Annotated in this window: 27 protein-coding genes and 2 pseudogenes; 19 read left to right on the top strand and 10 right to left on the bottom strand. The window is 55.4% G+C overall.

Features of this window, described 5'->3' with window-relative positions; translation table 11 throughout:
• The first annotated feature begins 263 nt into the window (after window positions 1-263).
• Window positions 264-530, top strand: a complete 267-nt coding sequence (locus AC5O5I_RS17380) for a hypothetical protein (RefSeq protein ID WP_070383764.1) — start codon at window positions 264-266, stop codon at window positions 528-530.
• 91 nt (window positions 531-621) lie between these two features.
• On the opposite strand, the gene AC5O5I_RS17375 is transcribed toward AC5O5I_RS17380, so the two are convergent.
• Together AC5O5I_RS17375 and AC5O5I_RS17370 are read right to left on the bottom strand one after the other, a co-directional pair.
• Entirely contained in the window at window positions 622-855 is a 234-nt protein-coding gene (locus AC5O5I_RS17375; protein WP_008091025.1) for a PLD nuclease N-terminal domain-containing protein, read from the bottom strand.
• A gap of 19 nt (window positions 856-874) precedes the next feature.
• On the bottom strand, window positions 875-2,077 hold the full coding sequence (locus AC5O5I_RS17370) for a zinc-dependent alcohol dehydrogenase (RefSeq protein WP_070383765.1): 1,203 nt from the start codon (window positions 2,075-2,077) through the stop codon (window positions 875-877).
• Between the two features lie 272 nt (window positions 2,078-2,349).
• Between AC5O5I_RS17370 and AC5O5I_RS17365 the strand changes: the two genes are divergently transcribed.
• From AC5O5I_RS17365 to AC5O5I_RS17350, 4 genes are all read left to right on the top strand, one after another.
• The gene (locus AC5O5I_RS17365; RefSeq protein WP_070383766.1) at window positions 2,350-3,231 is read left to right on the top strand and encodes a manganese catalase family protein; all 882 of its coding nucleotides are present in this window, start codon (window positions 2,350-2,352) and stop codon (window positions 3,229-3,231) included.
• A 14-nt stretch (window positions 3,232-3,245) separates the two neighbouring features.
• Window positions 3,246-3,476, top strand: coding sequence for a hypothetical protein (locus tag AC5O5I_RS17360; protein ID WP_070383767.1), 231 nt, complete (start codon window positions 3,246-3,248; stop codon window positions 3,474-3,476).
• A 30-nt stretch (window positions 3,477-3,506) separates the two neighbouring features.
• Window positions 3,507-4,007 carry a YciE/YciF ferroxidase family protein gene (locus tag AC5O5I_RS17355; RefSeq protein ID WP_054881379.1) on the top strand — a complete coding sequence of 167 codons (501 nt, stop codon included), beginning with the start codon at window positions 3,507-3,509 and terminating at the stop codon, window positions 4,005-4,007.
• Window positions 4,008-4,402: 395 nt separating this feature from the next.
• Window positions 4,403-4,693, top strand: a complete 291-nt coding sequence (locus AC5O5I_RS17350) for a hypothetical protein (protein WP_256818917.1) — start codon at window positions 4,403-4,405, stop codon at window positions 4,691-4,693.
• A gap of 302 nt (window positions 4,694-4,995) precedes the next feature.
• On the opposite strand, the pseudogene AC5O5I_RS17345 reads toward AC5O5I_RS17350, so the two are convergent.
• Together AC5O5I_RS17345 and AC5O5I_RS17340 are read right to left on the bottom strand one after the other, a co-directional pair.
• A pseudogene (locus AC5O5I_RS17345) lies at window positions 4,996-5,202 on the bottom strand (helix-turn-helix transcriptional regulator); the annotation flags it as partial.
• A 24-nt stretch (window positions 5,203-5,226) separates the two neighbouring features.
• On the bottom strand, window positions 5,227-5,607 hold the full coding sequence (locus AC5O5I_RS17340; protein ID WP_070383768.1) for an NUDIX domain-containing protein: 381 nt from the start codon (window positions 5,605-5,607) through the stop codon (window positions 5,227-5,229).
• Window positions 5,608-5,768: 161 nt separating this feature from the next.
• On the opposite strand from AC5O5I_RS17340, the gene AC5O5I_RS17335 reads away from it, so the two are divergent.
• From AC5O5I_RS17335 to AC5O5I_RS17320, 4 genes are all read left to right on the top strand, one after another.
• Window positions 5,769-7,142, top strand: a complete 1,374-nt coding sequence (locus AC5O5I_RS17335; protein WP_494511229.1) for a PAS domain-containing protein — start codon at window positions 5,769-5,771, stop codon at window positions 7,140-7,142.
• A gap of 6 nt (window positions 7,143-7,148) precedes the next feature.
• Window positions 7,149-8,411 (top strand): ATP-binding protein, encoded by a 1,263-nt coding sequence (locus AC5O5I_RS17330; RefSeq protein ID WP_494511228.1) that lies wholly within the window; start codon window positions 7,149-7,151, stop codon window positions 8,409-8,411.
• Window positions 8,412-8,510: 99 nt separating this feature from the next.
• The gene (locus tag AC5O5I_RS17325) at window positions 8,511-8,945 is read left to right on the top strand and encodes an NUDIX domain-containing protein (protein ID WP_494511227.1); all 435 of its coding nucleotides are present in this window, start codon (window positions 8,511-8,513) and stop codon (window positions 8,943-8,945) included.
• A gap of 227 nt (window positions 8,946-9,172) precedes the next feature.
• Window positions 9,173-9,712, top strand: coding sequence for an isochorismatase family protein (locus tag AC5O5I_RS17320; protein WP_494512770.1), 540 nt, complete (start codon window positions 9,173-9,175; stop codon window positions 9,710-9,712).
• 200 nt (window positions 9,713-9,912) lie between these two features.
• Here AC5O5I_RS17320 and AC5O5I_RS17315 read toward each other — a convergent pair whose 3' ends face one another.
• On the bottom strand, window positions 9,913-10,707 hold the full coding sequence (locus tag AC5O5I_RS17315; protein ID WP_494511226.1) for an OBAP family protein: 795 nt from the start codon (window positions 10,705-10,707) through the stop codon (window positions 9,913-9,915).
• A gap of 452 nt (window positions 10,708-11,159) precedes the next feature.
• Window positions 11,160-11,528, bottom strand: a complete 369-nt coding sequence (locus AC5O5I_RS17310) for a helix-turn-helix domain-containing protein (RefSeq protein WP_367864081.1) — start codon at window positions 11,526-11,528, stop codon at window positions 11,160-11,162.
• A 192-nt stretch (window positions 11,529-11,720) separates the two neighbouring features.
• Between AC5O5I_RS17310 and AC5O5I_RS17305 the strand changes: the two genes are divergently transcribed.
• Window positions 11,721-11,966 carry a hypothetical protein gene (locus AC5O5I_RS17305; protein ID WP_070384472.1) on the top strand — a complete coding sequence of 82 codons (246 nt, stop codon included), beginning with the start codon at window positions 11,721-11,723 and terminating at the stop codon, window positions 11,964-11,966.
• Window positions 11,967-12,073: 107 nt separating this feature from the next.
• Window positions 12,074-12,416 (top strand): annotated as a pseudogene (locus tag AC5O5I_RS17300) (DUF4113 domain-containing protein); the annotation flags it as partial.
• Between the two features lie 54 nt (window positions 12,417-12,470).
• Here AC5O5I_RS17300 and AC5O5I_RS17295 read toward each other — a convergent pair.
• Complete coding sequence (locus AC5O5I_RS17295) at window positions 12,471-13,217, bottom strand: DUF2971 domain-containing protein (RefSeq protein WP_070383769.1); 747 nt, start codon at window positions 13,215-13,217, stop codon at window positions 12,471-12,473.
• 1,284 nt (window positions 13,218-14,501) lie between these two features.
• Here AC5O5I_RS17295 and mblB point away from each other — a divergent pair.
• The 6 genes from mblB to AC5O5I_RS17265 all read left to right on the top strand — a co-directional run bounded on the left by mblB (window position 14,502) and on the right by AC5O5I_RS17265 (window position 23,218).
• Window positions 14,502-15,683, top strand: coding sequence for an anti-phage 6A-MBL system MBL-fold protein (gene mblB, locus AC5O5I_RS17290; RefSeq protein WP_070383770.1), 1,182 nt, complete (start codon window positions 14,502-14,504; stop codon window positions 15,681-15,683).
• Window positions 15,680-17,908, top strand: coding sequence for an anti-phage 6A-MBL system cap2_3 protein (gene cap2-3 / locus AC5O5I_RS17285; RefSeq protein ID WP_070383771.1), 2,229 nt, complete (start codon window positions 15,680-15,682; stop codon window positions 17,906-17,908). The genes mblB and cap2-3 overlap by 4 nt, the downstream gene beginning before the upstream one ends.
• A gap of 128 nt (window positions 17,909-18,036) precedes the next feature.
• Window positions 18,037-18,786 carry a hypothetical protein gene (locus AC5O5I_RS17280; RefSeq protein WP_070383772.1) on the top strand — a complete coding sequence of 250 codons (750 nt, stop codon included), beginning with the start codon at window positions 18,037-18,039 and terminating at the stop codon, window positions 18,784-18,786.
• A 208-nt stretch (window positions 18,787-18,994) separates the two neighbouring features.
• A complete protein-coding gene (locus tag AC5O5I_RS17275; protein WP_070383773.1) occupies window positions 18,995-21,793 on the top strand; it encodes a dsDNA nuclease domain-containing protein in 2,799 nt (932 codons plus the stop codon).
• 768 nt (window positions 21,794-22,561) lie between these two features.
• On the top strand, window positions 22,562-22,927 hold the full coding sequence (locus AC5O5I_RS17270) for a histone-like nucleoid-structuring protein, MvaT/MvaU family (RefSeq protein ID WP_070383774.1): 366 nt from the start codon (window positions 22,562-22,564) through the stop codon (window positions 22,925-22,927).
• A 90-nt stretch (window positions 22,928-23,017) separates the two neighbouring features.
• On the top strand, window positions 23,018-23,218 hold the full coding sequence (locus tag AC5O5I_RS17265) for a hypothetical protein (RefSeq protein ID WP_155766704.1): 201 nt from the start codon (window positions 23,018-23,020) through the stop codon (window positions 23,216-23,218).
• Window positions 23,219-23,267: 49 nt separating this feature from the next.
• On the opposite strand, the gene AC5O5I_RS17260 is transcribed toward AC5O5I_RS17265, so the two are convergent.
• Window positions 23,268-23,639, bottom strand: a complete 372-nt coding sequence (locus AC5O5I_RS17260) for a hypothetical protein (protein WP_155766705.1) — start codon at window positions 23,637-23,639, stop codon at window positions 23,268-23,270.
• 337 nt (window positions 23,640-23,976) lie between these two features.
• Window positions 23,977-24,669 (bottom strand): HAD family hydrolase, encoded by a 693-nt coding sequence (locus AC5O5I_RS17255; RefSeq protein ID WP_070383776.1) that lies wholly within the window; start codon window positions 24,667-24,669, stop codon window positions 23,977-23,979.
• A gap of 104 nt (window positions 24,670-24,773) precedes the next feature.
• Here AC5O5I_RS17255 and AC5O5I_RS17250 point away from each other — a divergent pair, with 104 nt between their 5' ends.
• Window positions 24,774-24,962: a hypothetical protein gene (locus AC5O5I_RS17250; RefSeq protein WP_172830952.1), complete on the top strand. Its 189-nt coding sequence runs from the start codon at window positions 24,774-24,776 to the stop codon at window positions 24,960-24,962.
• A 215-nt stretch (window positions 24,963-25,177) separates the two neighbouring features.
• Window positions 25,178-25,387, top strand: coding sequence for a hypothetical protein (locus AC5O5I_RS17245; RefSeq protein ID WP_070384473.1), 210 nt, complete (start codon window positions 25,178-25,180; stop codon window positions 25,385-25,387).
• Between the two features lie 8 nt (window positions 25,388-25,395).
• On the opposite strand, the gene AC5O5I_RS17240 is transcribed toward AC5O5I_RS17245, so the two are convergent.
• Window positions 25,396-25,893 carry an SH3 domain-containing protein gene (locus AC5O5I_RS17240; protein ID WP_237141854.1) on the bottom strand — a complete coding sequence of 166 codons (498 nt, stop codon included), beginning with the start codon at window positions 25,891-25,893 and terminating at the stop codon, window positions 25,396-25,398.
• Between the last annotated feature and the right edge of the window lie 340 nt (window positions 25,894-26,233).

The raw sequence follows: 26,233 nt of genomic DNA, 5'->3' as shown, positions 1-26,233 counted from the left end.
TGACCTGGAACAGTCCTCCGGTAGGACTCAACCTATGAGCTCAAAGTACCCCGTCATCATCGTTATATGAGTCTGGGATATTGCTGGTGAGCGACCCAGTCTAGATCCAGAACAATCAGCAAACCTCTGATCTGAACGTCCCAGAGCGCCCAATCATCTTTACCCATTCGTCTCGAGAACCTCATCCTAGGCCACTAAAGCTGCTCTTCTGAACCTTTGAGGCATTGACGACTCAACCGAGCATTGACGAGAGAGGGCTCGCGATGCGCACCTTTGAGAGAGACTTCTTCGCACCTCAATCGTTAAAGCTCAAATGTTTGGCCGCGTGGTTTCGGGTGCTAGAGGACAGGGCATGGCGTATGGAATCGCCGGACGACTATCACGAGGAATTGCTTCGACGGGCGGATGAAATGGATCGTCAAGGAATCGTTTCCTGGCAGGAGTGGCGTGATCTACGTCTCCAGGCTGATGCTGCTTACCTCAGAGCGGTAGCCGGGGACGATTTTCCCTCACGGTTTTTCGGGAGCTGAGGTAGGGGATACCGCTGCGCTGCGCCCTGAGGTAGGGGAGGGCTTCATCGACGCCGCGCCGGTATCCACGTAGGTCAGTTCAAATGACATGTCAGCCCTTACTGTGTTCGTCTGACGTAGGCCCAGTCCCGCGTTTAATCCCGCGCGGGCCCGCAATTCCCCAAACGGCTAGTCCAACCAGCGGTAGAGCCAGGATCAACAAGGCCCACATGGCTTTGGTCGCATCGGTCTTGTCGCTTCGAAACACGCTGACTATCGCCCACAGGTCGATCAACAAAAGAATCGTTGCTACCGCGATCCAGAAGTACGTACCAAGATCGTTCATAGGTTTGTCCTCCGATGGCTTACACGTAATCGCTCCCTAACGTTCCAGAGGCCGCCCCTGGAACGAGGATGACTTTCCGGCAGTTATCCTGTTTTTGATCGAACATTTTGTAGCCCATGGCAGCCTCTTCCAGGGCTAGGCGGTGAGTCACGATCAGTTCCGGTTGCAGGCGCCCGGCTTCTATGTGTTCGAGCAGTTCCGGTAGGTATTTCTGCACATGGGTCTGGCCCATCTTGAACGTCAACCCCTTGTCGAACGCATCGCCAAACATGAAGGCGTGAATGAAGCCGGCATACACCCCCGGCACACTGACTACGCCCCCGCGCCGCACGGCGGCAATGCTTTGGCGCAGGGCCTTGCCGCTGCTGCCTTCGAGCTTGAGTGCCGTCATGACGGTTTCTGCAGTGCTGCCCTTGGCCTCGAAGCCAACGGCGTCGATCACCGCGTCGACGCCCCGCATACCCGATGTTTGTCGAATGATGCTGTCGGCGGGATCATCATCCTGCTCAAAGTTGATTGGAATTACGCCGTAGGCGTCGCGGGCGTAGCCTAGGCGGTAGTCGTTGTCATCCACCATGAAGATGGTCTGCGCGCCGAGCATTCGCGCGCACGCCGCGCTGAGTAGACCCACTGGCCCCGCGCCGTAAATGGCGACTGAGGAACCTTGGCCTATCTCGGCGTTGATGACGGCCTGCCAGGCGGTCGGCAATATGTCGGAAAGAAAAAGCACCTTATCGTCAGCTAAGGCGGTGGGCACCTTGAAGGGGCCGACATTGGCTTTGGGTACCCGCACATAATCGGCCTGGCCGCCTGGAATACCACCATAGAGATGGCTGTAACCGAACAACGCAGCGCCTGGTGGGATGCCTTTTTTGTTGATGATCGATCCGCGCCCGGTGTTTGTGGTCTCGCAGGCAGCGAAGAGATCGTGTTGACAGAAGAAGCAGCTTCCGCAAGCGATAACGAAGGGAATCACCACCCGGTCGCCTATTTGTAGATTGGTGACGGCGCTGCCGGTGTCCTCGACGATCCCCATGAACTCATGACCGAAAATATCACCCGCTTCGGTTTCTGGAATTTTGCCTCGATAAAGGTGCAAATCAGATCCGCATATCGCCGTGGCGGTGACCCTCAGAATGATGTCGTCAGCTTCCTCGATGATGGGATCAGGGACGTTATCGACCCTGACGTCGTTTGCTCCGTGGTAGGTCAGTGCTCGCATCGTGCGTTCTCCTGCATAGAGTTCAGAGGTTATGCAGGGGAAGCCTTGGGCATTAAGAAAGTTCAGCCAAACTGAGTCAGTGGTTAACTTAAGCGCTAAATGTTGGGGTGAGGTTATTTTTGTTTACCTATAAAACTTGGCTTGAACCTTTTCAACCTTGCCATTCGTCCTGAAAACTCGTGGTGCGTTAGCACGTATCGAGTGCAGCTTGCTCCCACGAATAGAAAGGCGCGCATTTATTTGAGCGCTTGATCAGCCGCGAGGAGTAAAACATGTTTATTCACAATAAGCGCTTGCAATATACGGTGCGCGTTGCTCAGCCCAATCCAGGCCTTGCAAACTTGCTTTTAGAACAGTTCGGCGGCGCTCAGGGTGAGCTGGCCGCTGCCAGTCGATACTTCACCCAGGCCCTCGCCGAGGATGACCCAGGCCGCAAAGACCTGCTGATGGACATCGCCACTGAAGAGCTGAGCCACTTGGAGATTGTCGGCTCGATCATTGTGATGCTTAACAAAGGTGCCAAGGGCCGACTTGCTGAGGGGGTCGAAGAGGAGGGAGAGCTGTACCGAGCCATCAATGGCGCCGGTAACGATTCCCACATTACCAGCATCCTCTACGGCGCCGGCGCTCCGCTTACCAACTCGGCAGGGGTGCCATGGAGCGCGGCCTATGTGGACACCATTGGCGAACCGACGGCTGATTTCCGCTCCAATATCGCTGCCGAAGCGCGGGCGAAGATCGTGTACGAGCGCCTGATGAACGTGACGGACGACCCTGGCGTGAAAGAAGCGCTGGGTTTCTTGATGACACGAGAAATCGCACACCAGCTTTCTTTCGAAAAAGCGCTGCACGCCATCCAGCCTAACTTCCCTCAGGGCAAGCTTCCTGGCATGCCGGAGTTCACCAACAAGTATTTCAACATGTCGGGTGAGCCGAATGTGCGTGGCCCTTGGAATGAAGGCGAGGAGTGGGAGTACGTCGAGAATCCCTCGGCTGCCGTTGATGGCGGAGATGGCACCGCTTCGGTGGAACTGGCCGCTCCTGATCTCGCGATATTGGAAGCCATGAAGCTGCGGACGATGTCGGATCCAGCCAGCAATCCGGTCACCGGGGCGGATCTCGGCTCGGGCTTGGTCAACGGTAAAGATGACTGATTGAAGGAGGCCCCATGAGCACTTCGAGAAGAAGGGATAAGGCTCAGGCTGACATCGGCTTCGAGCATCTGATGAGCGCGGCGGTCGCAGAGTTTGAGGCCGACTCACGCCTGGCTTGCCGAGCGATGCGGGTAAAGATGGCGATAGGCATGTTTGGCGTAGGCTCGGTGCTGCCCAACGATCTGCCCCTGAAGCTTCCCACTGAGTCCTTACACGGGAGTCTGGTAAGCCACACCTTGCAGTGAAATCGATTTTCACACCAAAGGAGAATGACGATGGTTGCTCGCAAAACAGTAGAAGATCTGTTCATCCATGAGCTTTCGGACGTGTACAGCGCTGAGAAGCAGATCACCAAAGCATTACCGCGCCTGGCTCGGGCATCTACCAACCCGCTTTTGGCTGATGCGTTCACCTCACATCTGGCGGAAACCCAGGGGCAGATAGAGCGCATTGACCAGCTGGTGGAGTCGGCTGGATTGAAACTCAAGCGGATGAAGTGTGTAGCCATGGAGGGGCTGATTGAGGAAAGCAAAGAGCTGCTGGATGAAATCGAGAAGGGGGCAGTACTCGATGCGGCGCTGATAGGGGCATGCCAGAAGGTCGAGCACTACGAAATCGCCAGCTACGGCACCCTGATTGCGATGGCCAAGCACCTTGGCATGGAAGAGGCTGCCTCGCTATTGGCAGACACCCTCGCAGAAGAAAAAGCCGCTGACGAGAAGCTATCAGCGATTGCCGAAGAGGGCGGCAATCAAGCAGCAACACTCGAGAAGTGAATCTGTGGAGCCCGGCTTTCGCCGGGCTACTCGACAGGCACTGTGCTCGTGAATGTGGTGTCTGATTCTGGGCTTGAAGTCATGCGTTCCATGAGCCTGTCTAAGGGCTTGGGGCAGCGCTGAGTCATACGCCGGGCTCAGGTATAGCCAGAAAAGCAAGACTTCGCCATGAAGTTCAGATGGTCAATTAATTGGACAGCTGTGGGCCAGCAGGCGCCATGATATCGAACGACTTCTCAGATAAGAGAAGGAGAGTTGTACAAGAAAATTTATTTGTATCGGAAATCAGGCCAGTTGTCTGATACCCATATTTGTCCACGCCACAGTCATTGAAGCGCTGTCGTGTTTTGCTATGGTTAGGTTTCCGTATAAGACTAAAGTCGTAGGAGGACGGCATGCGTATTCGTGGTGATGTTTTTTGGGATTGGGCGGATCCAGTGCTTCATCATCGCACCCATGACGAGGAACTCGATGACGGTACGACTATCGATGTTCAGGTCAGACTATCGCGCACAGGTCAGACGCAAATGTTCATCGGCGTGTACGCAGGAAGTGGAATGGCGCTGCATGAGGAAGCTTTCGAATCCCGCCCCGGCGAGTCAATGACCCGAGCATTAGCCTGGGGGGTTGGTCGAGCAAGGCGTCTGGCGACAGATCAGCGCCCTAATGTGAAACAAGTGGCCTAGCTGCAGCCAGTATCCGTGGCCGTTGGCTCAAGCGTCAGCGGCCACAACCGTCTCCTCTCAAAAGCCAATCCCATTTACCAGCGTTAGGGTCAGCCATTTGCTCATCGTCCCGTAAAGTCTTTAACACCGTGTACTGAAAGTCAGCTCGCATCCGCAGATTTGCGCAGTCTGGGACAAGCCATTTGAGGCTTCCAAAGCCCTGAGCGACCTCAGTACCTGGCCACAAGCATTAAGATGAGCCGTTATTAGGATCGATGGGGATAGCATTCCCGACCTTGCTAAATAGTCTCTTGTTTCCATGCCTAGGGCGTCATCCCTTCGGATCTCATAAACGTTCGACAGAAATGTGGTTGATCGTAGAAACCGCACTCCAGCGCGATCTCGGCGAGCATCATCGTCGATGTCTCTAGCAGTTCTTTACTCTTCCTCAGCCGCTGCTCACGCAACCACTGCTGAGGAGAGACCTGTGTGGATACCTTGAACATTCGCGAGAAATGGCTTCGGCCCAACAGCGCCAGCCTCGGGATTCTGCGCTACCTGTGATTGATCAGGCCTTCTCGCTTCAGCAGCTTGATGTTGGTTTGCTTCACGATCACCGCTGCCAGTTCATGATCACTGAACCAGCGGCATTCCACGATTTCGTGACCCGCGCTCGGCAGCATCGTGGGTTCGATAGACATTTGATAAAGGTAGTGTTCTTCGTCATCGAAGATGTAATGGCCCAGAAACCGAGCGCCAGTGAAGGGCAGGCTTGTCTCCTCCTTCAGCTCTCGTTTTGCCGCGTCAACATGCCCTTCGCCAGGATCAATCTTGCCGCCTGGCAGTGACCATTCAGGAGCTTCCTTGCGGACAAAAAGAATCTTCCCTTTCTGCAAGCAGATCACTGTCGAATGCATCTCTCGTAGGTTGGTCATGTTCAGTCCTCCTCTATGTACGGAGGGCCTGAGAATCACGGGGAAAGTTCACGTTAAACGACGATGTGAGCGTTGGCGACTGCCAGCTTTTGTCAGACCAGCACGCCGGTGCATGGATCTTGAGTTAGATTTATAGGTCTACCCCGATGGTGCTTTTTCCTATGGATTACGGTGATCAGCGCTCAGCAATCGAATCGTTCGTGACGAACGACGGCCAGATTGGTACCCAGATGCGTCGAGTAGATTGGGCCGGCACTTCTCTGGGTGATCCAGGGTGCTGGCCGGTTCAGCTGCGCCACGCCGTGAGTTTCTTGCTCAGTTCGGATCTGCCCACTGCACTTCTTTGGGGTGCCGACAGCACACTGCTCTACAACGACACCTGGATCCCTGCCATGGGGCACCGTCATCCCCTAGGGCTGGGCAGGCCCGCGCACGAGGTCTGGACGGCTGTGTGGGGGCGGGTCGGTCTGCAGCTCGAAGCGGTAATGGAGAAGGCAAGCCTATTATTACTTTCCGATGCGGAGTTTCCGGTTCGCCTGGATCGAGAAAAGCCGTGGGCGTTCAGCTTGAGTCCTTTGAGAGCCCCTGAGGGGCACATCGTTGCTGTCCTGGTGCAAGGGCAAGAAGTACAGCCGTCAGCCCTTGAACCAGTACCGTCGCACATTATGCTGGGTCGAGATCGCCGTATGTTCGACCAGGCACCGGGGTTCATCGCCATCTTCCGAGGCCCTGACCACATCTTTGAATTCGTCAACGAGGCCTTCAGGCGCAGCTTTGGTGATCGAGGCTATCTCGACCGCTCTGTACGTGATGTATTCCCCGATCTGGAAGGGCAGGGTTATTTTTCCTGGCTGGATGAGGTGTTCAAGTCGGGCGAGCGGTTTGTCGCTACCGGCACGCCTATTTCGCTGCTCTGGCAATCAGATGGGGCCGAGATCCGCTACCTCGATTTCGTGTATGAGCCTGTATTCGACGATGCCGGTGTAGTGACCGGTATTTTCTGCGAAGGCTTCGATGTCACGAAACGAGTGGAGACCGAGCGGGCGCTTAGAGAGGAAAGCCGCACGCTTGAGATCCTTCGAGACATCAATGCGGCGTTCGCCAGTGACCTGAACCTTGAACGGATCGTGCAAAACCTCACGGATGCAGCAACGTCGCTCACAGGAGCAGCTTTTGGCTCGTACTTTGCCAACGAGGTCGACGATGCCGGCGCGCATCTGAAGCTTTATACCTTGTCAGGTGCTGATCGCTCGGCCTTTGAAAAGTTGGGTCATCCTCGTGCCACTCCGGTGTTTGCACCTACTTTCCGGAATGAAGGTGTCGTTCGATCCTTGGACATCCTGGCTGACCCTCGCTATGGCCAGTTCGAGCCCCATCATGGAATGCCCAAGGGGCATCTGCCCGTACGCAGTTACTTGGCGATCTCGGTGGTATCGAGAACAGGCGATGTCCTGGGAGGGTTGTTTTTCGGTCATCCTGAACCGGGAAAATTCACTGAGCGGCACGAGCGGCTGGTAGTCGCCCTGGCCGCCTAGGCAGCAGTGGCCATCGATAACGCCCAGCTTTATCGGCAGGTACAGCAGGCGAAAGCCACACTTGAAGAGCGGGTCGCTCAACGCACAGGCGAGCTTTCACAGGCCAACGAAGCCCTTCGCCAAGCTCAAAAAATGGAAGCGCTTGGGCAGTTAACGGGCGGAATTGCCCACGACTTCAACAACATCCTGGCGGCGATTCTGGGCAGCGCCGATTTACTATCACGGCGATTGAAACAGGGGAAAGGGGAAGCTGCGGCGCGCCTGTTGGAGGGAATTCAAGTCAGCGCCAAGCGAGCAGCATCGCTGACTCAGCGTCTGCTCGCATTCTCACGGCGGCAGACGCTCGATCCTCGGCCTACGGACGTCAACGTACTTATCGATGGTCTGGTCGACCTGATCAATCGCTCGGTGGGCCCGGCAATTACTGTCATCACGCATCTGGAGCCGGATCTAGGGTTGTCCCGGATTGATCCTGCCCAGTTGGAGAGTTCGCTGCTCAACCTGGCGATCAACTCGCGTGATGCCATGCCCGAGGGGCGCGGTGCGATCTCCATCACTACGCAGACAATCGAACTCGACGACCTGATGGCGGGTCGTGCCGACCTGCCTCCAGGCGAGTACATCGCGATTTCTGTCACTGACTCGGGAAGCGGCATCTCCCCGGAGAACATCCAGCGGATATTTGACCCGTTCTTCACCACCAAGCCACTTGGCCAGGGCACCGGACTGGGGCTATCCATGGTGCACGGTTTTGTACTGCAGTCCGGTGGCCAGATTGATGTGCATTCCCAAGAAGGTGTGGGCACGACGATCCGCCTCTTGCTGCCAAAATTCGAAGGGCAACTGGAATTACTCGAGGGCGAGGCCAGGCAGAGTGCGCTTAGCGGTCAACGGGGCGGGAGAATTCTAGTAGTCGATGACGAACCTATCGTGCGCATGTCCATCGTGGAAGCCTTGATGGAGGCCGGATATGAAGTTGATGAGGCTGAAGATGGATCTAGCGCCATGCATACGCTTCGCTCGTGCCCGCCTTATGATCTGCTCGTTACCGATGTCGGGCTTCCAGGTGCGCTGAATGGACGTCAAGTGGCAGATGCCGCTCGTGAGGCTTTTCCAGACCTTCTGGTTCTATTCGTGACCGGTTTTGCAGAGGCATCGGTTTTGAAAGGTGGATTCCTGACACCTAGCACGGCAGTGATCACAAAACCGTTCGACATTCAGGTACTCCTGAACAAGGTGACGGTAATGCTGCACCAGCCCCAGACTTGAGCCGGGTGCCGGAACTCGACTTCCTCCCCGGCAGTCATCAGCATAAGGAAGTTCGTCCCAGCGTTCAGGATGTCGCGCGTTCTTTAGGTGCGATCCCTCATGAGCGTCATCAAGCATCGTCCAGCAAGGGCAAAGGTAACGATCATCTGTTCTCGAAATGACCAGGTTCTTCTTGTTCGAAGGAAGAGCGCCAAATGGAAGTTTCCAAACGGTCTGCTTGAGAGAGGTGAGGCCCCGACCGTGGCTGCCGCTAGAGAGCTTTGGAATGCCCTATCGTTGCACTGCTCAGGCCCGCATCTCGTGGGCACCATTGAGGTTGGCAATGTGCTCCACCATATCTTCACCACTGATTTCACTGATGGCTGCAGCGTTGCGCTGGGGAGAGGCATTGTCGCGTGTAAGTGGATCGGCTGGGAGGAGCTGAGTTCCACCATGCTAAAGCCTACAGCCGCGGCCTTGCTTTCCCGGGGCCTGCAACAACTTATCCATCTCGATGAAGTGGAAGCGCTGACATCGGAACCCGCTGAAATTTGAACGGACGTATGAAGTTTGCGGTGGCTCTAACGTAAGCGTCCGCCCAACAGGCCATGCGCGAGCACGACCGGAATCCAGGTACGTGAAGCAGCCGCTCATCACTGGTCTTTTGTCGGCACCGATTCCCTATCGAGACTGCACTGCTTGTTGAAGGGAGGTCGTTGCAGCACACTGAGCATCCATCGTAAGGAAACGGCCGCATATGAAGGCTACGCCTCACACCCCCCCTGATTATCCTAGATGTTCAAGATGCTATTGATCAGCCTATCTGGAATGGCAAGAGCCACCCTGGTTATCTGTCCGTCATCCAGCGCCTTCTGCGGCACTGGCGATCAAATGGCTGGCGCGTCCTTCATGTGAAACATGATGAAAAGAATCCCACCTCCAGCTATCACGTTCACGGCCCCTGGAATGGAATCAAGAAAGAAGTTGCTCCGATAGAGGGCGAGGCTGTCATCATCAAGCATGAGAACTGTGCCTTCATAGGAACCCGATTGGATGCCATTCTGAGAAGCATGCAAGTAAAACGTATTGTTCTGGCTGGAGTTGTGATTCATAACAGCATGGATGCGACTATCCGAGCGGGGAAGGCACTTGTATACGAAATTATTCTCCCAGCGGATGCCACAACTGCCGTACCCGTCAACAGGTCAAACGGAACGTGCTGGGACGCCTTGACCGTTTATGAGCTGACCTTAGCAATATTGGGCACTGAATATGCCCAAGTTATGTCATCAGAAGATGTGATCGCACAGTTCTGCTTTTGAAGCAGTGCCTGGCACCCACTCATTCGACAGCACGACTGCAGTGGCCAGCTCGCCTTGAGCGCCGCTAACTGCCCAAAACCTGTGAGGATGGAAGCCCGGAGGGCCGCAACTTAGCGAAGCCAGGTTGCGGTTTACGACAGCGTACCCGATAGGGGCACGTTCAGTCTTTCCTGCCGGTGCCTCGAGGCGTAGCTCTAAGGCTACTGGCTTGACCGGCTGTTCGCTTTCTCAGTTGTCGATGTAGCGGGCTGATGCAGATGAGCGTCGGTTGGATCGGTGATTTGAATGACATTGCCGTGCTGCCAACCATCCGCCTTGGGATCAGCCGCAGGGATTTGAATGTCAGCCCGCTGAGCTTTCGTTTTTGCCGCATCCACTCTCAGACGCCGATTCCGCTGCTCGACCATCGTTGGATCAGCCTGGCCATCCGCTATGAACCCCATCATCAACTGCGGGACGCCCACCGGTAGGGCTTTGTCCTGGTCGGTGTGCCACGTGTGCCATGTCTTCCCATAGGTATGCGCAAGCCGCTCCATCAGCGCATGTTCAGCAGGTGCAGGAATACCTGGTGCAATCAACTGACCGGACGAGACTTCATACCCATGGCTGTGCCACATCGCCTTCTCCTTGGCCGGCAGACCAGCAAACAGCTTCTCGTCGATGATGTACTCGATACCCATGATCTTCGCTTCCTCGGTGTTACCGTCGAAGATGACGCACTGGATGACATCCTCATTCAGGATGGAGCAGTAGTGATGCGCTTCCATCTGCACATCAGGATGTCCGTTGTAAAAGTGGAAGCCATCCAGGTAGGCATTGATAGCCTCGATGGGCGGCTTAGCCTGCAAGGACGCTGCCCCGGCTTCCAGCAATTGGGTCTTGGCTGATTCGGGCCTGCCGGGTGTCTCCACAGGCGACTTCGTCTCAGGAGCAGAGCAAGCCCACAGGAGGCTACAGGCCAGGGGAAGGGTTATGAATCTGATGAGTTGTGGCATGGGAGTGGCTCTAGCGAGTGTCCTTAAGGGACAGCCTGGGCGAGCAGAACGGACAATTCAGAAGACAAACGGCCTGGGTCGATGACGAATTCCAGGCAAAAGAAAGCCCGCTGCTAGGCGGGCTAATGGGAGCTTCTATCACACGTAGGGATAGGGCGAGTGTTGCCGAGGTGTCGTGAAAATTGGGTGAAAGAAAAGTCCCGACAATGTCATCAGGGGTTTATCCCAACACAAAGTCAGCCATATGCGCGTGATCTGCGTCTGAGATTTGCGACGGTTCACGTCGTTGAATCTTGTGGTCAAAAAGGGCAAGCGGAGCGCGCCGGCCCAAAGGGCCAGAGGCGTGAGGATGGAAGCCCGTTAGGGCCGACCCCTGGCGACGCCAGGGATCGGTTCACGACAGCCGTCCCCGATTAGGGGCACGTCCAGGGGCATGATTGGATCAAGCAGTTTCACACAGGCCTGAAGCTACCGTCTGGGTCGCATTTATGATGCCAATCGGATGCCACTAGGGTGGGGACTTCTTCCAAGCGAGGTAAGCCACCATCACGCTCCAAGCTCTCAATTTCCAAGCGAAGATCATCGATAAGCTCCGCTGAGGATTTCCCAGATTCCAAGCTCAAGGTCAGGGTCAGCAGCGTCAGTGAGCTCACCTCCAGCCGCTGACTCACCTGCTCAAGCTTATCTAGCGTCAGGCTGGACTTACCGCCTTCGAGCTTTGAAAGAAACGTTCTACTCGTGTCACCAAAGTCCCGCTGCGTGATTTTTCGCTGACTGCGTAGCGCCCGAAGGACAATGGCGAAAGACGATTTCAGTGACATATGCGATCTCTCCGCTTGAGCGTATCCCCGGTGAAATCCACGTGGAATTTCTGCGCAGCTTCGAAGCCCTGGGGCTGGCCTGGCCTTGCGGTCAGGAAGAGCTACCGTTCCGTCGAAACACTGTTGATGCATCCAGTATATCTCGCTAAGCTCGTGAGGAGAACATTTGTACTACTCGCGGTGATGAGAGTTATGAACAAGCCAGACCAGACCCTTGATGATCGCTTTGCTTTTTTCTCGCGCGAGGAACTGCTCGAGCAGCAGTGCCTGTTGCTTGAGAGCGAGTTGGCGGTGATGGGCGAGGAATTGATGGCCTCTCGCGAAAAGATCGCCACCTTGGTTTTGATGTGGACGGGCGTCAAAGCTGAGCTGCAGAAGGCGGAGACAGAATTGACACAAGCGAGGTATGAGCTTCAGGTCAGCAGCGTGGCTCATTGAGCATCTCGCACCCTGCTCCGGTGCAGGTAAAGCTCACGGTGTCCAACCAAGGGATATGGGAGGGGCGACTGCATGCTGGTCAAGTCACCCCGGCAAATCAGCCATAGGTGAATGCGCCATTCCCAACTGACGATACGCGTTTGCTGACAAATGCCGCGCAGGAGGGAGTGGAGCGGGTGTACCGGGAGGGCTTCCGCTACAGCAAGGCAGAGGTTCTGCTGCTCGACCTCAGCCAACCGAACGACATCACCGGTGATCTGTTTGCGGCAGCTCAGCCGGTGGCGAGTGAAAAGCTGATGGGTGCTGGATGCGTTGAATGGCAGGTGGGGTAGGGGCACCATGCGGTTGGCGACTGTGCCAGTCGATCCCTCCTGGGGCATGCGGCGGGAGATGATGAGCCAGAGCTTCACCACCCGGGTTGACGAGCTCTGGACGGTTTACTGCAAATAAGGCGGTAGCACCTGAGCAAGGCCAGGGATTCCATTTCCCTGGCCCTAAGCAACCTTATCGGTTGTCTTCAGTTACGTACGGACGGAAACCGAGTGCAAAGAAGTTGTCAAGGAGGAACGCCTCCCGGAATTCGATTCCGGGTGTAAGGCGAAGAATTTCGTAGACATCTCGCTTATCCACATCAGGCATGCGCGCGCCGAAGATGATGGCGGAGACGGGTGCTGGAGCTTGATAAAGCTTCCCGCCAACATCCATGATTGCTCGCCACTCCTTCTCGTAGCTCCATTGCTTGGCTTTGGTGAACAGGCAGTCATCCAAAAAGGTCTGCGTGGCGCCGGCAGGCAGGTTTTTCACGGACAGTGACGGGTATACATCGGTGTACTTCACCGGTCTGGCCATGGTTTTCAGCGGGGAGGTTTCATCGATTTTGTACTCAATGCAGAAGCCCTTGTGGTTCGCGGCGTAGTGAGACCACATCAGGATTTCATCGGGTGCCTCGCTGAGGCAGAGCACGCCAATGTTCTGCATGAGCGCGCCGAGTCCGTCGCGAAGCCGCTCATAGGCAAGCTCATCCTCCTCGCTCGGCACCTTCAGTGAGTCCTCCACCACAGCATTTTGTGTGGCTTTCTCGACCGCGTGGGCTACGGACTCTGCCAGCTTGCTGCGGTCGAGGTTGATGGCGCAGTCAAACGGATCATTGAAGGAGGCCGGGGTGGAAAGCCAGACTTTTTTGTCGGCCAAGGACTGCAGCGAGTACTGCGTGACGCTTTGGTATTTGTACAGGTGGGAAGGTGTGGTCATGGTCTTGGTTCACTAGGCAGATGGTATGTCGCTTGATTGGCGGGTGGCTTTGCTGCGCAACATCAGACTTTAGCCCGGAAGCAAAGGCTGAAGCTATTTACCTCTGGACTTCTGAGGCCGCATCCCGATTGCTCACCGACTGGGAGCCGCCGCTCGGTCGGCAAGCTATGGCTTCATGATGGCGCGAATGTAGTACAGCAAGCTGCTCACGTCAGTGGCTTACTGATGAACTCCTCCAAAATCTCGTTGGTGACCTCAAAGTCGCGATTTTTCGTGCCCCAGCCGACGGTGCAGAATTTGCAGCCTTGCCGTGTTGGTGATTGGGTAGGTGGCCTAAGCGTAAAAATTAGACGAAGGGGGCAGAGGTGATTTGGACGCACCGTGCGGCATTCCAGGCGCCTGTTGGTGCGGATATGGCCAGCATCCATTTCCACGCGGTAGTCGTGAAATTTCTTATCCACTAAATGAATTGTTCTCAAGCGCGAATGAACTCATCTGGATGTTTTTCCATATGATGGTTCTGAGCGTGGTGGTAACCGTCGGCTCACGTTGAAGACTAACTCTAGAGTCAGATTTCGTGCGAGGTCGTTTCGCTTTAACTGGGGCGCTACGGTAACGATAATGCAACTTTCCCGTCGTTATTTTGACAGGATAAAAATGTCGACTTCCAGGCGCTAATTTGTCTTCGACACTATACGTCGCGGAAGAAGACTCAGACGATTCCCTTGATTGTAACAAATGATTTCATCCAAAATTTGTTAACCCCTTGAAACACGCGGGCTGTGCATCCGTACAGTCAAGAGATGGGATCCAACTGAAGGCTTGCGCGCTATCTATTCGTGCGGCAGTGGCTTGCAGGCGCTTTGATTTTTGAATATGTTGTATTCAGCTTGGGTGACACGTACTAGATGTAGTGTTTCCTTTGCGGCCTCGAAACGGATTTCTTGGGGTGGTGCTTTTGTGAGTTCGGGAAGCCGATGGCTTACCTACGCCACAGCGGCCAGCGAAGAAAGGGTGGGGTGATGTGCATTTGATGGTTCGTCCAGCACGCTGTCTTGGTCTTTCAGGAAGCCGATGCTGACTACTCTAAAGCCCCCTCGATTCTCCCGAAATCCGCTCTCAGCACATATTGCGTAAACATAAATCGCCAAAGCGATGAATCATCCGTGCTGCGCATTAATTTTGAGCGCGGTGGTGCATCAGCATAAACGTTTTTCAGTTAGTGGAAGATGACGCTCGGCTATTGTCTGGGTGTTGTTTTTCAAATAGTGCATGGAGGTTCGAGTGCCCGCTAAATTTACTTTCTTTCAAGTCGGCAACGGGGATATGACCCTGGTACGCTTGGCAGACTTCAACGTCACAACGATCTTGATCGATTGCCATATTCGGTCGAAAGCTGATGATCCAAATGATGACACCCCCGATGTGGCTCGGGCGCTGCGAGAGCGGCTATTGCGTGACAACAAGGATCGTCCTTATGTTGACGCCTTCATGCTGAGCCACCCCGACAAGGATCATTGCGGTGGACTGAGCAAGCATTTCTGGCTGGGCCACCCCGACCAGTACCCGGATGACAAAAAAGATCGCTGGGAAAAGCGGATCATCATCCGAGAGCTCTGGTCGTCCCCTCTGGTCTTCCGGCGGCGGTCGAAGAATCACACACTTTGCGAGGACGCGCTTGCGTTCAATAAAGAGGCTCGTCGGCGTGTTCAGCACTGGCGTGATTACGGCTGGGCTCTCAGCGGTAACCGCATCAAGATTATGGGTGAGGACGTCGACGGCAAGACTGATGACTTGCGCTCGATCCTGGTGAAGTCAGGCGAATGGTTCAGCGACATCGATGGGTCATCTTCGTCTGTATTCAGGGCCCAACTCCTGGCTCCTGCTCCTCATGAAGATGATGCTGCGCTTGAGGAAGAGCTGACCAAGAACGAGTCGAGCATTGTCATGAACATGCACATCTCGCCCTCTCAATTCAGCACCAAGCGTACCCGGTTCTTCGTAGGTGGTGATGCCGAGGTTCTCATCTGGGAGCGGATGTGGAAACGCTTTGAGGATGACCCAGAAACGCTCGCTTACGACTTGCTCCTCGCGCCACATCACTGCTCGTGGCACACCCTGTCCTGGGACAGTTGGTCGGGTAAAGGCGAAAACGCCAGGGTGTCCGAGGCTGCGCGCAATGCTCTGGGCCAGGCAAAGCAGGGAGCGACGATTGTCTCCAGCAGCAAGAAGATCGTTGACGACTTTAACGATCCACCTTGCATCCGCGCCAAGCGTGAATATAGGTCGATTCTGCGCCCAGTGGATGGGTGGTTCGCCTGTACGGAAGAGAGCGGCTCCAAAGGCGTGCTGGAATTGGAATCGGCCTCTGACGGTACGCTGATCAAAGCTGCGGTAGCGGTCGCCGCAGCCGCGACCTCGGCTGCAGCGGCTGCAGCCCCTCGCGCAGGCGCTCCTAGAAAATGACCAGTTTCTATGCGGTCGGTGACCCAATGGGCGATCAGCCCGAGCCTGTTCATGCCTGCACCCGAGCGTTGGTGAAGGCATGCAAGGGGGCCTCTGGCGTCGAGTTCCTGGAGCTTCGGCAGGAGGCTGAGGAAGGGGGAGTAACCGAGTACGTCGTCATCGAGGCGGGCGACGGCACGATTGCCAGGGCCAACCCTGGAGGAATCCACCGCGTAGAGACGCTAGCCATCGCCGTGAATCCACGGCTTCGTGTTCCGGTGACTGTGCATGCGCTTCGCAAGGATTTTCCTGCGCTGTCACATCTTCATGGCTCGGCGCCCGGTACGCCGAAGATCCTGTGCCTCTACGATGTGGAGTGGAGTGGCGTAGAGCGCATCTGGACGGCTGAACGGTTTATTGAGCGAATGTTCTGGTGGCTGCGTGAGTCATCGGAGCTACGTCTGCACCGTGAAGATCAACCGCTGGAGCAAATGTTCTACGCGAGCCCATTCCAGCTCATCCTGCCAGCGCTAACACCGGCGCAGCTAGCGAGTGACGATTGTAAACTGCACGTCGTGATGACAGACAAAAGCGACAAGATCACGTTGCGGGCGGTCATGGATTTCAGTGGAACGACCCAGCAAAGCAATTACCGTTTACTCAATGTCATGGTGCCGCCCGTTGAGCCAAAGTCGATGGCCATGTTCCCGCTCAACCTTGGTGAGTTGCATGATCAGTTAGTGGAGTGGGGCAGCGAGCTTTCTGCGCAACTTTCAAGTGCTGTGCGTGAAGCAGCTTCTGTGGGGCTAAGTCGGGCGGCTCAGAACGAAAACCAAGGCATCTTGATCCTGGCTTGGGTACCCAGGCTTCGCAATGGCGAAGCTGATCGGATGGATGTCAAAGGCTACATGCTGGAGATTAATCTCTTTGATCTGGCAGCTTCATTCGAGATGCTGGCACCGCCGAACGCGGACGGTGTTTGTTATCCCGCCGTGCAGTTGGGAGGTTACACAGGGGAGACCTGGAAGGGGCTTGGCCTCAGGCCTGTGGAGGTGCGATCTTCGCTGAACGCGGCGTTTGCCCGAGACCTCTCTGCTGTCGATCCCGATACTGCAACTTTCAAGGGTGTGCTGGCTGGTGTAGGTGCGTTAGGAGGGATGCTTGCCGACATCTGGGCTCGCTTGGCCTGGGGCACTTGGACGTATGTTGACCCGGATTTGCTCCTTCCCCACAACGTGGCCAGGCATGTCGCAAACGACAGGTTTGTCGGTTTACGCAAAGCGGATGTGCTTCGGAGGATGGTAGGGCAGATCTATCCGGGCGAGCCGATACCCGCTGCGATCTGCGACGGCATTCTCGCAGACGATCCTCGCATCAATGAGGCCATAGAGCACGCTGACCTTTTGATCGATGCCACCACGACGCTGGCTGTGCCTCGCGACTTGTCGCGACGTGATCATTCAACCCGCATGGCAAGTGTCTTCCTTACTCCATCAGGGATGTCGAATGTCATTCTGCTAGAGGACTCGGCACGGTTGCAGCGTTTGGACGCCCTTGAGGGCCAGTATTACCGCGCAATCTTGAACAACCCTTGGGGCGAAACCCATCTCGTTAACCACCTTGGCGATCGGTGGGTAGGTGGCGGATGCCGGGATATATCGTTCCGCATGTCGAATGAAAACATCCATGTCCACGCAGGACTGATTTCCCGGAAGCTGCGCAAGGTAGTAATCGGTGCCGAAGCCAAGATTCTGATATCGGCGTTGGATGATGAATCGGGCAGTGTGGGATCCCATGAGGCCATGGTGCACACCGTCAACCGCGCAACGGTTGGAGAGTGGTCGGTAACGTATGACAGTGGGCTTATCGACAAGATCAAGGCACAGCGGCATGCGGCTCTACCTAACGAAACTGGTGGATCCGTTCTCGGTATCACTGACTTGAAGACGAAGACCATCGTCCTAGTCGATACCCTGCCACCTCCACCCGACAGCGAGTCGAGCCCGACCCACTTCATCCGGGGCAAGGAAGGTCAGTTAGAGGCACTGCGGAAGGTGCACGATCTGACTGCTGGCACCGTTGATTATGTCGGGGACTGGCATTCCCATCCGAACGGTTGTTCCGTCAAGCAGAGCGCCGATGACGTTGTCCTGTTTGCCACGCTGGTGAGCCGGATGCAGACAGAAGGTTTACCGGCACTGATGCTGATCATTTCCGATGCTGATCTCGGCGTTTATGTGAGGTGAGCCTTGGGGTACCGGTTTTCAACTTTGGTTAGTTGTTGGCGAGCGGCGACATTGCGGGGCACGCCAAGATGATCGACGTGTGCTTGTTCGATTGATACCCAAATACCGTGCACTGCGTGAGGGGTGGTATGGATTTCAGCAAGGTTTTTGATGCGTATAAGTACAAGGCCAGGGTAAAACCAGCTTTGCTGTTGGTGCTGCCGGTAGTCATTTATGTCATGGCTTTCTTCGAAGCTGCGCGATCCTTGAACGGGGTGATCGCAACCTTCCTGGTATCGTTCGGCGTCGTCGCATTTGCCGCGAGCCAAATGTCGAGCAAAGGCAATAAGCTCCAGGAAAAACTTTTCAAGGCGTGGGGGGGTGCCCCAACCACCATCGTGCTGAGGCACTCTGACGACACGTTGGAGCGGCCCACGAAAAAACGCTACATGCATCGCCTGGCGGATCTCATAAAGGATTTCACCGTCGTCACGGAAGAGGAAGAAAAAAAAGACCCGAAGGCTGCAGATAATGTGTATCGGTCTGCGGCGAACTTCCTGCGTGAACAGACGAGAGATACGAAAAAGTACGCCATGATCTTTGACGAAAACGTGGAGTATGGATTCGCCCGGAATCTCACGGCTTGCAAGTCGACAGGCATCCTAGTGGCCCTAACCTGCGTCGCGCTCTGCTTGGTGACTCTGTATCACACGATAGGTTTGCCTCTGCAAGAATTGAGCTTAGATGCGTTAGCGAAGCATCCGGTCTTGCTCGCAGCCACAGGAGTCGAACTGGTCATATTGCTTTCCTGGATCTTCTTGGTGAACCACGATTGGGTTCGGGTTAGAGGTTTTGCCTACGCGCAGCGCTTGTTTGCTAGCTGCGAACAGGTCAGCTAATGCATGCTGACCTGCGGTGTCCGCAGTTGGAAGAGGGCGACTCTCGTCGCCGGAAGCTGGAGTCGTGGATTAACTGGTGTGGCGAGCCGAGGTGGCTAGCGCTTCTGCTCGATCTTTTACAACGATCACCATTGAATGTTGCACCGTCACCTGTACTCGGTTCTGCCTGAGCACAAAAGTCTTCTGCATAAAGTGAAGTGGAAACCCTATGCAATCTGATGACCAGCTCAAAACCGTGGACGTGCTCGATCCTGCCCAGCTCAAGCGCATCGAGTCTCTGCACAGAGGTTTCCTGTATCAGCACCTGTATGGTGTGGGCTGCTTGTTTATGGCGCAGGCTTCGGGTGTCAAAGAGGTGCTTGTCGAGCTGGATGAAGATATCGAGCTTTGCACTGATGCCGGGAGAGTCTATATCCAGGTCAAAACCCGTTCTCAGCCGCTGATGCCTGGCGACGTTGCAGGCGCATTGGAGCGCTTTGAGCAGGTTCGACAGGCGCATGAGCTTGAGGGCCGTGCTGGTAATCCAGAGTTCGTGATCGTTGCGAACCAGCCACTAGGAAAAACGCTTCAAACTGCGGTGGACGAGAATAAGACGCCTGCGGATCTGATCTACCTTTACCCCGACTCGACAGCCCCGCGCCCTGATTACCTTCCTCCTGCGTGGGCAACGCTGGAGGAGGCGGCCGTGTGGTGCGCAGATCAGGCTGAAAAACTGCAATTCTCGCTTCTTTCGCCTTCAACGCTGACTTGGAAAATGGCGTCATTGGTGATGCTGGCGTCCGCTGGCGGTGACGGAAACGCCAGGCACGTATTCCGCACTCCGGAATTGCCAAGCTTGTTCGAGCAGTTAATCGTTCAGCTCCAGGATTTTCCTACGCTGCCTACATCCTACAGGCCTCAGCAGAGCGAACCTGCCCTTGCATCAGCCGAGCGGGTGCGAATCATTTGCGGTTTGTCGGGCGCCGGGAAAACGACTTGGGCTGCCCATGCGGCTCTGCATAGCCCCGAACCATGTGCCTACTACGACGTTGGTGATCTTCCAGGGCCCGCACTCGCGAGCTCAATCGTGCGCGAGCTTGCCTCCAAGTTTTCCCATAAAGACCCTGAGGGCATTCGGCAAATTCTGTTGCCTGGTGCCAGTGGTTACGAGGCGATTCGGGCATTCGACCGTTTTCTGGAGCAGGCTAAGGCATCCTTGGTGGTTGTGATCGACAACGCACATCGTGTTCCAGTAGTTCACCTGCGCGATTTGCTGAATGCCACCCGGCATATCCGTTTCACGCTTCTGTGCCAGCCTCATGAGAACGTCCGGGAGCTTGAGGCGATCATGAAGTTGCGGCGTGAGACGCTTCTCGGTTGGGATCTGGATACCGTGGCGAGGGTCGCCAGCGACGCCGGCGCATTCGGCAGTGCTCAGGCATTTGAGCAGCTCCGGACATACTCGGGTGGCTTGCCACTGTACGTTGACAGCGCCGTTACGGTTGCCCTCTCGGGGTACGGCGGAGATATCGAAGCACTCTGCATTGACCTCAGGCAGCAATCAAACCTAGTGGAAACGGCCCAAGAGGTCATACTGGCTCGCGTTTACGATGGTTTCGAGCAGGTTACCCAGAACGCGCTTGCGGTCGTCAGCCTTGCTGATATCGGGCTCACCCATGAGGAAATCGTCCAGCTGCTATCGGCGACGCTCAAGTTATCCCAAGGCGGCGCAGTTGCGGCCATCAAAAAAATTCAGGCCACAGGTACAGTTGAGGTTTTCGGCGCCAAAACACTCAAAGTCCATGATGCTGTCCGTACTTTAGGGCTGCGTCACCTAGAGCTCATGGGCGAGCCGGTGATCACTGAGGCGTTGGTTACGCTGAAAGAACTACTTATTCGGAGCCTGGAGCAGCACCGTGATGTTTCGCGGTTTTCTCTGCTCACGCGTGTATTCATCAGACTCAACGATGTCATGACCCTGATTGGCCTCGCAGGCGAGGAAATGTTCTACGAAATGGGTATATCTGTCGATATCACCTCTAGCTTGAAGCGGGCACTTGACGCAGATGAACTCGACCCACACCAAGCATTCTGGGCGCTTGATGCCCTGGTATTTTCCTACATGCGAGAGGGGCGCTTTGACGAAGCGGCTGATCCTCTCTCGATGATGCAGCGGCTTCTAGATACTCACGGATTCGAGACACGCGAGCAAGTCGCGTGGGCGATGCGAAAAGTGCTTTTGGCTTCCGACCAGGGCCGTAAGGAAGAGGTTGAACAGGCAGTAGCGTATGCTGCGCCAAAAATCTCCGATCCTGATTACCGTCGCGTCTTCGATTACAACCATGCAGTCGCACTGTGGAAACTGAAACGCCACAAGGCTGCGGAGGCGATGTGCCAGAAAGTTGTCCGTGAATATTTTGAAATCCTGGGGCTAACGCCTCAAACCGTGATGGGCAAAAATTCGGATGTGCTGTGGAAAATCATCAAGCGACCACCTGATGTCCATGAGCACATCAAACACCTTGCTGACGCCCTGGAAGTTTACGCAAAAGCTCGCGAAGGTCAGGGGCTGGAAGCGCGTCTGCAACGTATCCACGCCATGAAATTTTATGGAATGGTTGAGGGGTACGAGTCGATAGTGCGGGTCGGGCAAGATTTGGCGGATGAGTTTGTCGGGGCCAAAGACTATGAGGGCGCAAAGGAGGTCTTGGAGCAGCATGTCCTACCCATCGTCACTCAGGTAGGTCTTATTCGCAGGCTGGTTCAGGTCAGAAGTCAGTATGCGGTGATACTGGCTTGGTGTGGTGATCACCACGGTGCGATCTCCGAAATTAGGCGGCTAGACCCCTACGTGGAAGGACTGGAGGATTGGCAGAAGCGGGAGTTGAATGGCCAAACTGCGCTGATTGGTGGCATCACCCGCGAAAGCAGACGTGTGGCGTTCCGTTCTCATGTGGGAACAGTAGGTCGTAACGAACCTTGCCCGTGTGGCTCAGGGCGGAAGTTCAAAAAGTGCCACGGGGCATAAGTCGCTAAAAAACGCATGTCATACTCTTTTCAATGATACCTCAAGGCTGCTCAATCCAGCGGCCTGGAGGAAGCGATCTACACAATGGTAATGGTTTCCCCAACGAAGCTGATGATTAAAGAGGCTTCCTTGCGTGATGTTACCGTCTAGCTCAAACGCTGTGACTAGGGCAGCAATGTTCGGAACGTCTCCGATATCGTAGGAAGCGGAGTATCGAAGTGATTGCTGACCGGTGGGGATAGAGCTTGAGCGTGTGCCTGATAAACCTCGCCTGACGATGCCTAGCATGACGGTCAGGCGTGAGCGTAACAGACGGCCTGTTTAGTAATTGCTGGAAAGAGAAAGCCTAGGGGGAGGCAGGGGGCTTATAACACGGTGGTATGACTAAAAAAAATTGCCAAAACGAGTGTGAAAAATTCAGTGGAAGCATTCCCCAATCAACGTCAGGAGGTACAGCGCAGGGCCTTAGATTGGCATTAACACTGGTTCGAGTCACCTCATGAAACCTCGCAGTCGGATGTTAAGTGAGCCGGACTACCAGTTTCCCTTTAGTATTAATGCTCATCCAGTGCCTCCGCAATCATGATGGCGACGAAGACGGCCAAAGGGATGATCACACTACTCGCCTTGCTGATTTAGAAGCAAGTATTGGTAAATCTCCGTATAGAGTTGAACAAGACTGCCAATGCGTACTCAAAATGTAAGTAGGGCAAGCTAAAAATGGTGTACAGTATCCTACTAATTTCATCTGGTTTTGAGGAAACATCTATGTCCCGTCTCGCAGAATTCCGTAAGCTTGAGCAAACATTGGCCGCACAGCTGGCCGAACTGGAGGCTATGAAGGGCTCCTCCGAGCTGCAGGCGGAGATAGAGTTTGAGACCAAACTGCGTGATCTGCTGAACAAATACGGTTTCAGCCTGCGCGACATCATCAACATTCTGGATCCTCAAGCTAACCGTCGTGCCGCCGCGCCAGCAGTAGCTGAAAAGTTCCCGCGTCGTGCTCGCCAGGTGAAGCAGTACAAGAACCCGCACAACGGCGAGATCATCGAAACCAAAGGCGGCAATCACAAGCTGCTGAAGGAGTGGAAAGCCGAGTACGGCGCTGATGAAGTAGAGTCCTGGCTGGCCTGAGAAGATTACTCTGAACACGTGCAAAAACCGCCATCCGGCGGTTTTTGCTTTTCAGCTTGGCAAGCCGACGACGCTAATAGGTGACTCAGAATGCAGGACGACTACAAAGCGCATTTGCGAGAAGCCACGAAGGGATTTCACTACTGCGATTTGGTAATGACATCTGAAGAGGCAGCAGACTTGAAGGCGCTCGTGCAAGAATTGGAAGCGGCACGTCAGCATCCATCTCTGGCGGGCGTGTTCAGGAGCGTTTTAGAGGATACGTGGTGTGGTGATGAGCCAACAACATGACCTGTCTCTACGGATAGCATCCGAAATTGACCGCTCGAGATGTCTAGAGTCATAAAATGCCTTCAGCGACCCATGAGGGCAGGCCAGGCTCAATCCAATCAGCCCCGCTTGAAGACGTCATCACCATCCCAAGCTCTTTCAGTCGTGCTAAATCTGCGACAGCCTCTGCTGGTGGAAGCCCTGAGCTTATTCCAGCATCGTTAATGAGCTTGCTGCTTCTGAAGAAGCGGAGAACTCGATCGCGAAGGTTTTTGCGGTTGAACGCATCAAGGATGTGGTCGACCTCTGCGATACAAGTCATGAGCTTGAATTCCAACAGCTCGGTTTCACCTACCTGCAGCTGGTTCCAGCGGCTGATTGCTCTGGGCAGACGCCACAAACGGGAATGAAGGTCAAGCTGTTCGCTGTGCTTGATGTACATCAACGCAGCGCGGTGCCCCGCTGGCTCGCTGTTGAGCAACTGATCGTGATGGCCCAATACCGCGACGATGCGAGGCGAGGATCGATAGCTGGATCAAGACAATCCTTCTTTTGGTCAGATCCACTCTGTTCCGTGACACCCCATATCTGGGTCAGCGGCGCGTCTGCCGCCTCAATGAGCTTCGCTAGACAGCTGGCGGTTTGGGGCGCAATAAGGCCATTCAACTCCGCTGCCTTCTTTGCCAGCTCCTCGACACTGGCCAAGATGGACGGCGGGATGAACAGTGAGGGAGGTGCTCCCCGTTAGTTGCCGCCCGCACTTGGAGATGGATGCTGGCTCATCGATCCAACTCCCTGGGGGCATTCCACGTGAATGAGCCTGGCGACTGACTTCGCTCAGTGGACTGTGCGACGACCAGCTCAACGAACTGCACGAGCTTTCGGATGGTTCCGGTACCTGATCGATCAAGATGAAAGCCTTTGATGCCAACAGTACGAGGGCCATCTCGGTCGCAGCGTGGTGAGTCTCCGATCATTGCTACCTGGGCCACGTCTCCGAACAGGTGGCCAGGCACAACCCCAAGATCATGGCACACGGCGCGGTAGATCGCTGGGTCGGGCTTGGTGACCCCGAGCTCGTAGCTGAACGAATAGGCGTTAAGATCTGGCAGTAGCTTCTTCACTGCAGCCCCATAGGGTGCAGCGAGGTTGCTGCAGACGGCGGTAGCTATGCCGTGCTCATGGAGGATGGCGATCGCATCGCGGGCATCATGGAACACTTCGATTGATTCGATCTCGCGTTGAAGGTCAGACTCGATTTCAGACATGCGTGACGGTGTAACCTGGATGCCGAGGATGTCAGCAGCTTCTCGAACCCCGGTATCAATAGTCATCAGTTTATGGAGGTCGCCTGGGCTAGGGCGCCGACCATTCTTCGCGCCTTCTCGGAGCAGCCGGCGATACGGGTGTATAGGTGTCCCGATCCGCAGGGTTGTGCCGAAGGCGTCAAAGATCACTGCTGTGCTTGCCATCCGTATCTCCGTGGTCGACCAGGCGGGAGCGAGAGTACACTAAGCCCTCAGATGGAGGATGCCAAATCATTGAGGCTCAAGAAGTGAAGAGAACTGTGTTGGGTATGGCCGAAGCGGGCGAGCCGTTGCTCAGGCAGGCTCTTGAGGCAATTCGAGCTCATAACGCCGCCCAGGCTGATGGACTTCCAGCAGAGGAAATCGAACGCCTTCGACTCAAGGCGGATCATCTCTACCAGACAGTGATCGACTACCAGCTGCACAGCGCAGGCATCCTGGGTGAGTCAGTTCATTGATGGAGGCGCAACTGTGACGATTCGACAGCTCCGTAATGACGACGAGTACGAGCAGCCCTCAGAGAGGTCTCGCCACTGTTCGACAATGAGCCAGAACCTGGTACCGAAGAGGCCGAGGTTTTCGAGGCGGTGGTCTTATTGATCGAAGCATATAAGACTGAGCATTATCCTGTTGAAATCAGCACTGAGCTGCCTACCCGCAGGGAGTAGAGATGATGCAGAAGGATCTCAGCAAGGTATTGCTTCCAGACCATCCGATGTACACCGACGCGGTGGATGCTTTGAAACGGTACCACCAGGCTCAAGCCAACGGTGTGACGGGGACTGAGCTTGAGCGCCTACGTCTCATGGCGGAGCATCAGTTTCAAGCAGTCACCGACTACCAATCGCACGCGCTCGGTGGGCCAGCAAAGCCCAGTCACTAGAGCTCCTGCTACACGCCGTACCGCTTATTCCCTCCAGAGGTGATGCAGTAGCGACCGCCTCTGGGGCCTATGCAAATTCGACCAGAAGAGCAGGGGCACGATGAGCCATACTCGGGCGTATTGATGCGCGCTGGCTGGGGAGCCGGGCGGTCTCTTTTCGGCTGCGGGGTAGCGAAGCAGTTGGAGCCGCTGCAGAGATTTCTGTATGAGATCCATCGCTGCGGTTGGCCGTCGAGGCTAATGCGTGCCCACTCTTGTTTCTGCTCATAGACCTGCACCTTTTCCCCGCGCTTGAGGCTGGAGATAACTTTCCCTCCCGGTTGAGTACGCAGGTTCAGCTTATCCGCGTTCACGAAATGCACAGGCGCCGAGGCTTGTGTAGGTTGTGGTGCTGGTGATGAGGTTGATGCCAATGTGCTCACCGGCGCCTGGGTGACTGGAGGCTGAGTTTTGGACGAATCCTTCTTGCCGACAGCCCAGCCCACCACGAAGAGAACCAGCAGCATCAGAAACCATGATTGACCATTCTTGCGCATATCCATTGCACCCTTGAAGTAAACTCTGTCCTTTTCAAGCAGTAGCCGGCTGCGTCGCCGAAGCATCGATAGCCCAGGTCGGTAATGTAGGCGTGGCGAGCAATTTTCCATCTACCATCGCTTAAGATATTCAGCTTAGCCGAGAGCTGCGGGTGGGAAGGGCAGCCGTCTTTGCGGACTCAAGCCATCTTCGAGAGGTTGCTGAATGAGATGCAGCAAGCGGAGCGCGCCGGCGTGACGGATAGAAGCCCGAAGGGTCGAGACGTCGTCGACGACGGCTTGATTCACGACAGCCGGGCCTGGCAGGGCA

Source organism: Pseudomonas sp. 9_2_1, from assembly GCF_059295275.1.
Note: the sequence above shows the minus strand (reverse complement) of the source record. Positions and strands in the feature narration are given on the sequence as shown.

Bases quoted from the DNA above. Each gene is read 5' to 3' on its own strand.
- AC5O5I_RS17360 (WP_070383767.1), top strand. From the start codon at position 3,246: ATGAGCACTTCGAGAAGAAGGGATAAGGCTCAGGCTGACATCGGCTTC.
- AC5O5I_RS17350 (WP_256818917.1), top strand. From the start codon at position 4,403: ATGCGTATTCGTGGTGATGTTTTTTGGGATTGGGCGGATCCAGTGCTT.
- AC5O5I_RS17310 (WP_367864081.1), bottom strand. From the start codon at position 11,528: ATGTCACTGAAATCGTCTTTCGCCATTGTCCTTCGGGCGCTACGCAGT.
- AC5O5I_RS17295 (WP_070383769.1), bottom strand. From the start codon at position 13,217: ATGACCACACCTTCCCACCTGTACAAATACCAAAGCGTCACGCAGTAC.
- AC5O5I_RS17275 (WP_070383773.1), top strand. From the start codon at position 18,995: ATGCAATCTGATGACCAGCTCAAAACCGTGGACGTGCTCGATCCTGCC.
- AC5O5I_RS17325 (WP_494511227.1), top strand. From the start codon at position 8,511: ATGAGCGTCATCAAGCATCGTCCAGCAAGGGCAAAGGTAACGATCATC.
- AC5O5I_RS17355 (WP_054881379.1), top strand. From the start codon at position 3,507: ATGGTTGCTCGCAAAACAGTAGAAGATCTGTTCATCCATGAGCTTTCG.
- AC5O5I_RS17335 (WP_494511229.1), top strand. From the start codon at position 5,769: ATGGATTACGGTGATCAGCGCTCAGCAATCGAATCGTTCGTGACGAAC.
- AC5O5I_RS17305 (WP_070384472.1), top strand. From the start codon at position 11,721: ATGAACAAGCCAGACCAGACCCTTGATGATCGCTTTGCTTTTTTCTCG.
- AC5O5I_RS17250 (WP_172830952.1), top strand. From the start codon at position 24,774: ATGGCCGAAGCGGGCGAGCCGTTGCTCAGGCAGGCTCTTGAGGCAATT.
- AC5O5I_RS17380 (WP_070383764.1), top strand. From the start codon at position 264: ATGCGCACCTTTGAGAGAGACTTCTTCGCACCTCAATCGTTAAAGCTC.
- AC5O5I_RS17365 (WP_070383766.1), top strand. From the start codon at position 2,350: ATGTTTATTCACAATAAGCGCTTGCAATATACGGTGCGCGTTGCTCAG.
- AC5O5I_RS17375 (WP_008091025.1), bottom strand. From the start codon at position 855: ATGAACGATCTTGGTACGTACTTCTGGATCGCGGTAGCAACGATTCTT.
- AC5O5I_RS17255 (WP_070383776.1), bottom strand. From the start codon at position 24,669: ATGGCAAGCACAGCAGTGATCTTTGACGCCTTCGGCACAACCCTGCGG.
- cap2-3 (WP_070383771.1), top strand. From the start codon at position 15,680: ATGACCAGTTTCTATGCGGTCGGTGACCCAATGGGCGATCAGCCCGAG.
- AC5O5I_RS17280 (WP_070383772.1), top strand. From the start codon at position 18,037: ATGGATTTCAGCAAGGTTTTTGATGCGTATAAGTACAAGGCCAGGGTA.
- AC5O5I_RS17240 (WP_237141854.1), bottom strand. From the start codon at position 25,893: ATGCTGCTGGTTCTCTTCGTGGTGGGCTGGGCTGTCGGCAAGAAGGAT.
- AC5O5I_RS17370 (WP_070383765.1), bottom strand. From the start codon at position 2,077: ATGCGAGCACTGACCTACCACGGAGCAAACGACGTCAGGGTCGATAAC.
- AC5O5I_RS17270 (WP_070383774.1), top strand. From the start codon at position 22,562: ATGTCCCGTCTCGCAGAATTCCGTAAGCTTGAGCAAACATTGGCCGCA.
- AC5O5I_RS17260 (WP_155766705.1), bottom strand. From the start codon at position 23,639: ATGTACATCAAGCACAGCGAACAGCTTGACCTTCATTCCCGTTTGTGG.
- AC5O5I_RS17265 (WP_155766704.1), top strand. From the start codon at position 23,018: ATGCAGGACGACTACAAAGCGCATTTGCGAGAAGCCACGAAGGGATTT.
- AC5O5I_RS17340 (WP_070383768.1), bottom strand. From the start codon at position 5,607: ATGACCAACCTACGAGAGATGCATTCGACAGTGATCTGCTTGCAGAAA.
- AC5O5I_RS17315 (WP_494511226.1), bottom strand. From the start codon at position 10,707: ATGCCACAACTCATCAGATTCATAACCCTTCCCCTGGCCTGTAGCCTC.
- AC5O5I_RS17245 (WP_070384473.1), top strand. From the start codon at position 25,178: ATGCAGAAGGATCTCAGCAAGGTATTGCTTCCAGACCATCCGATGTAC.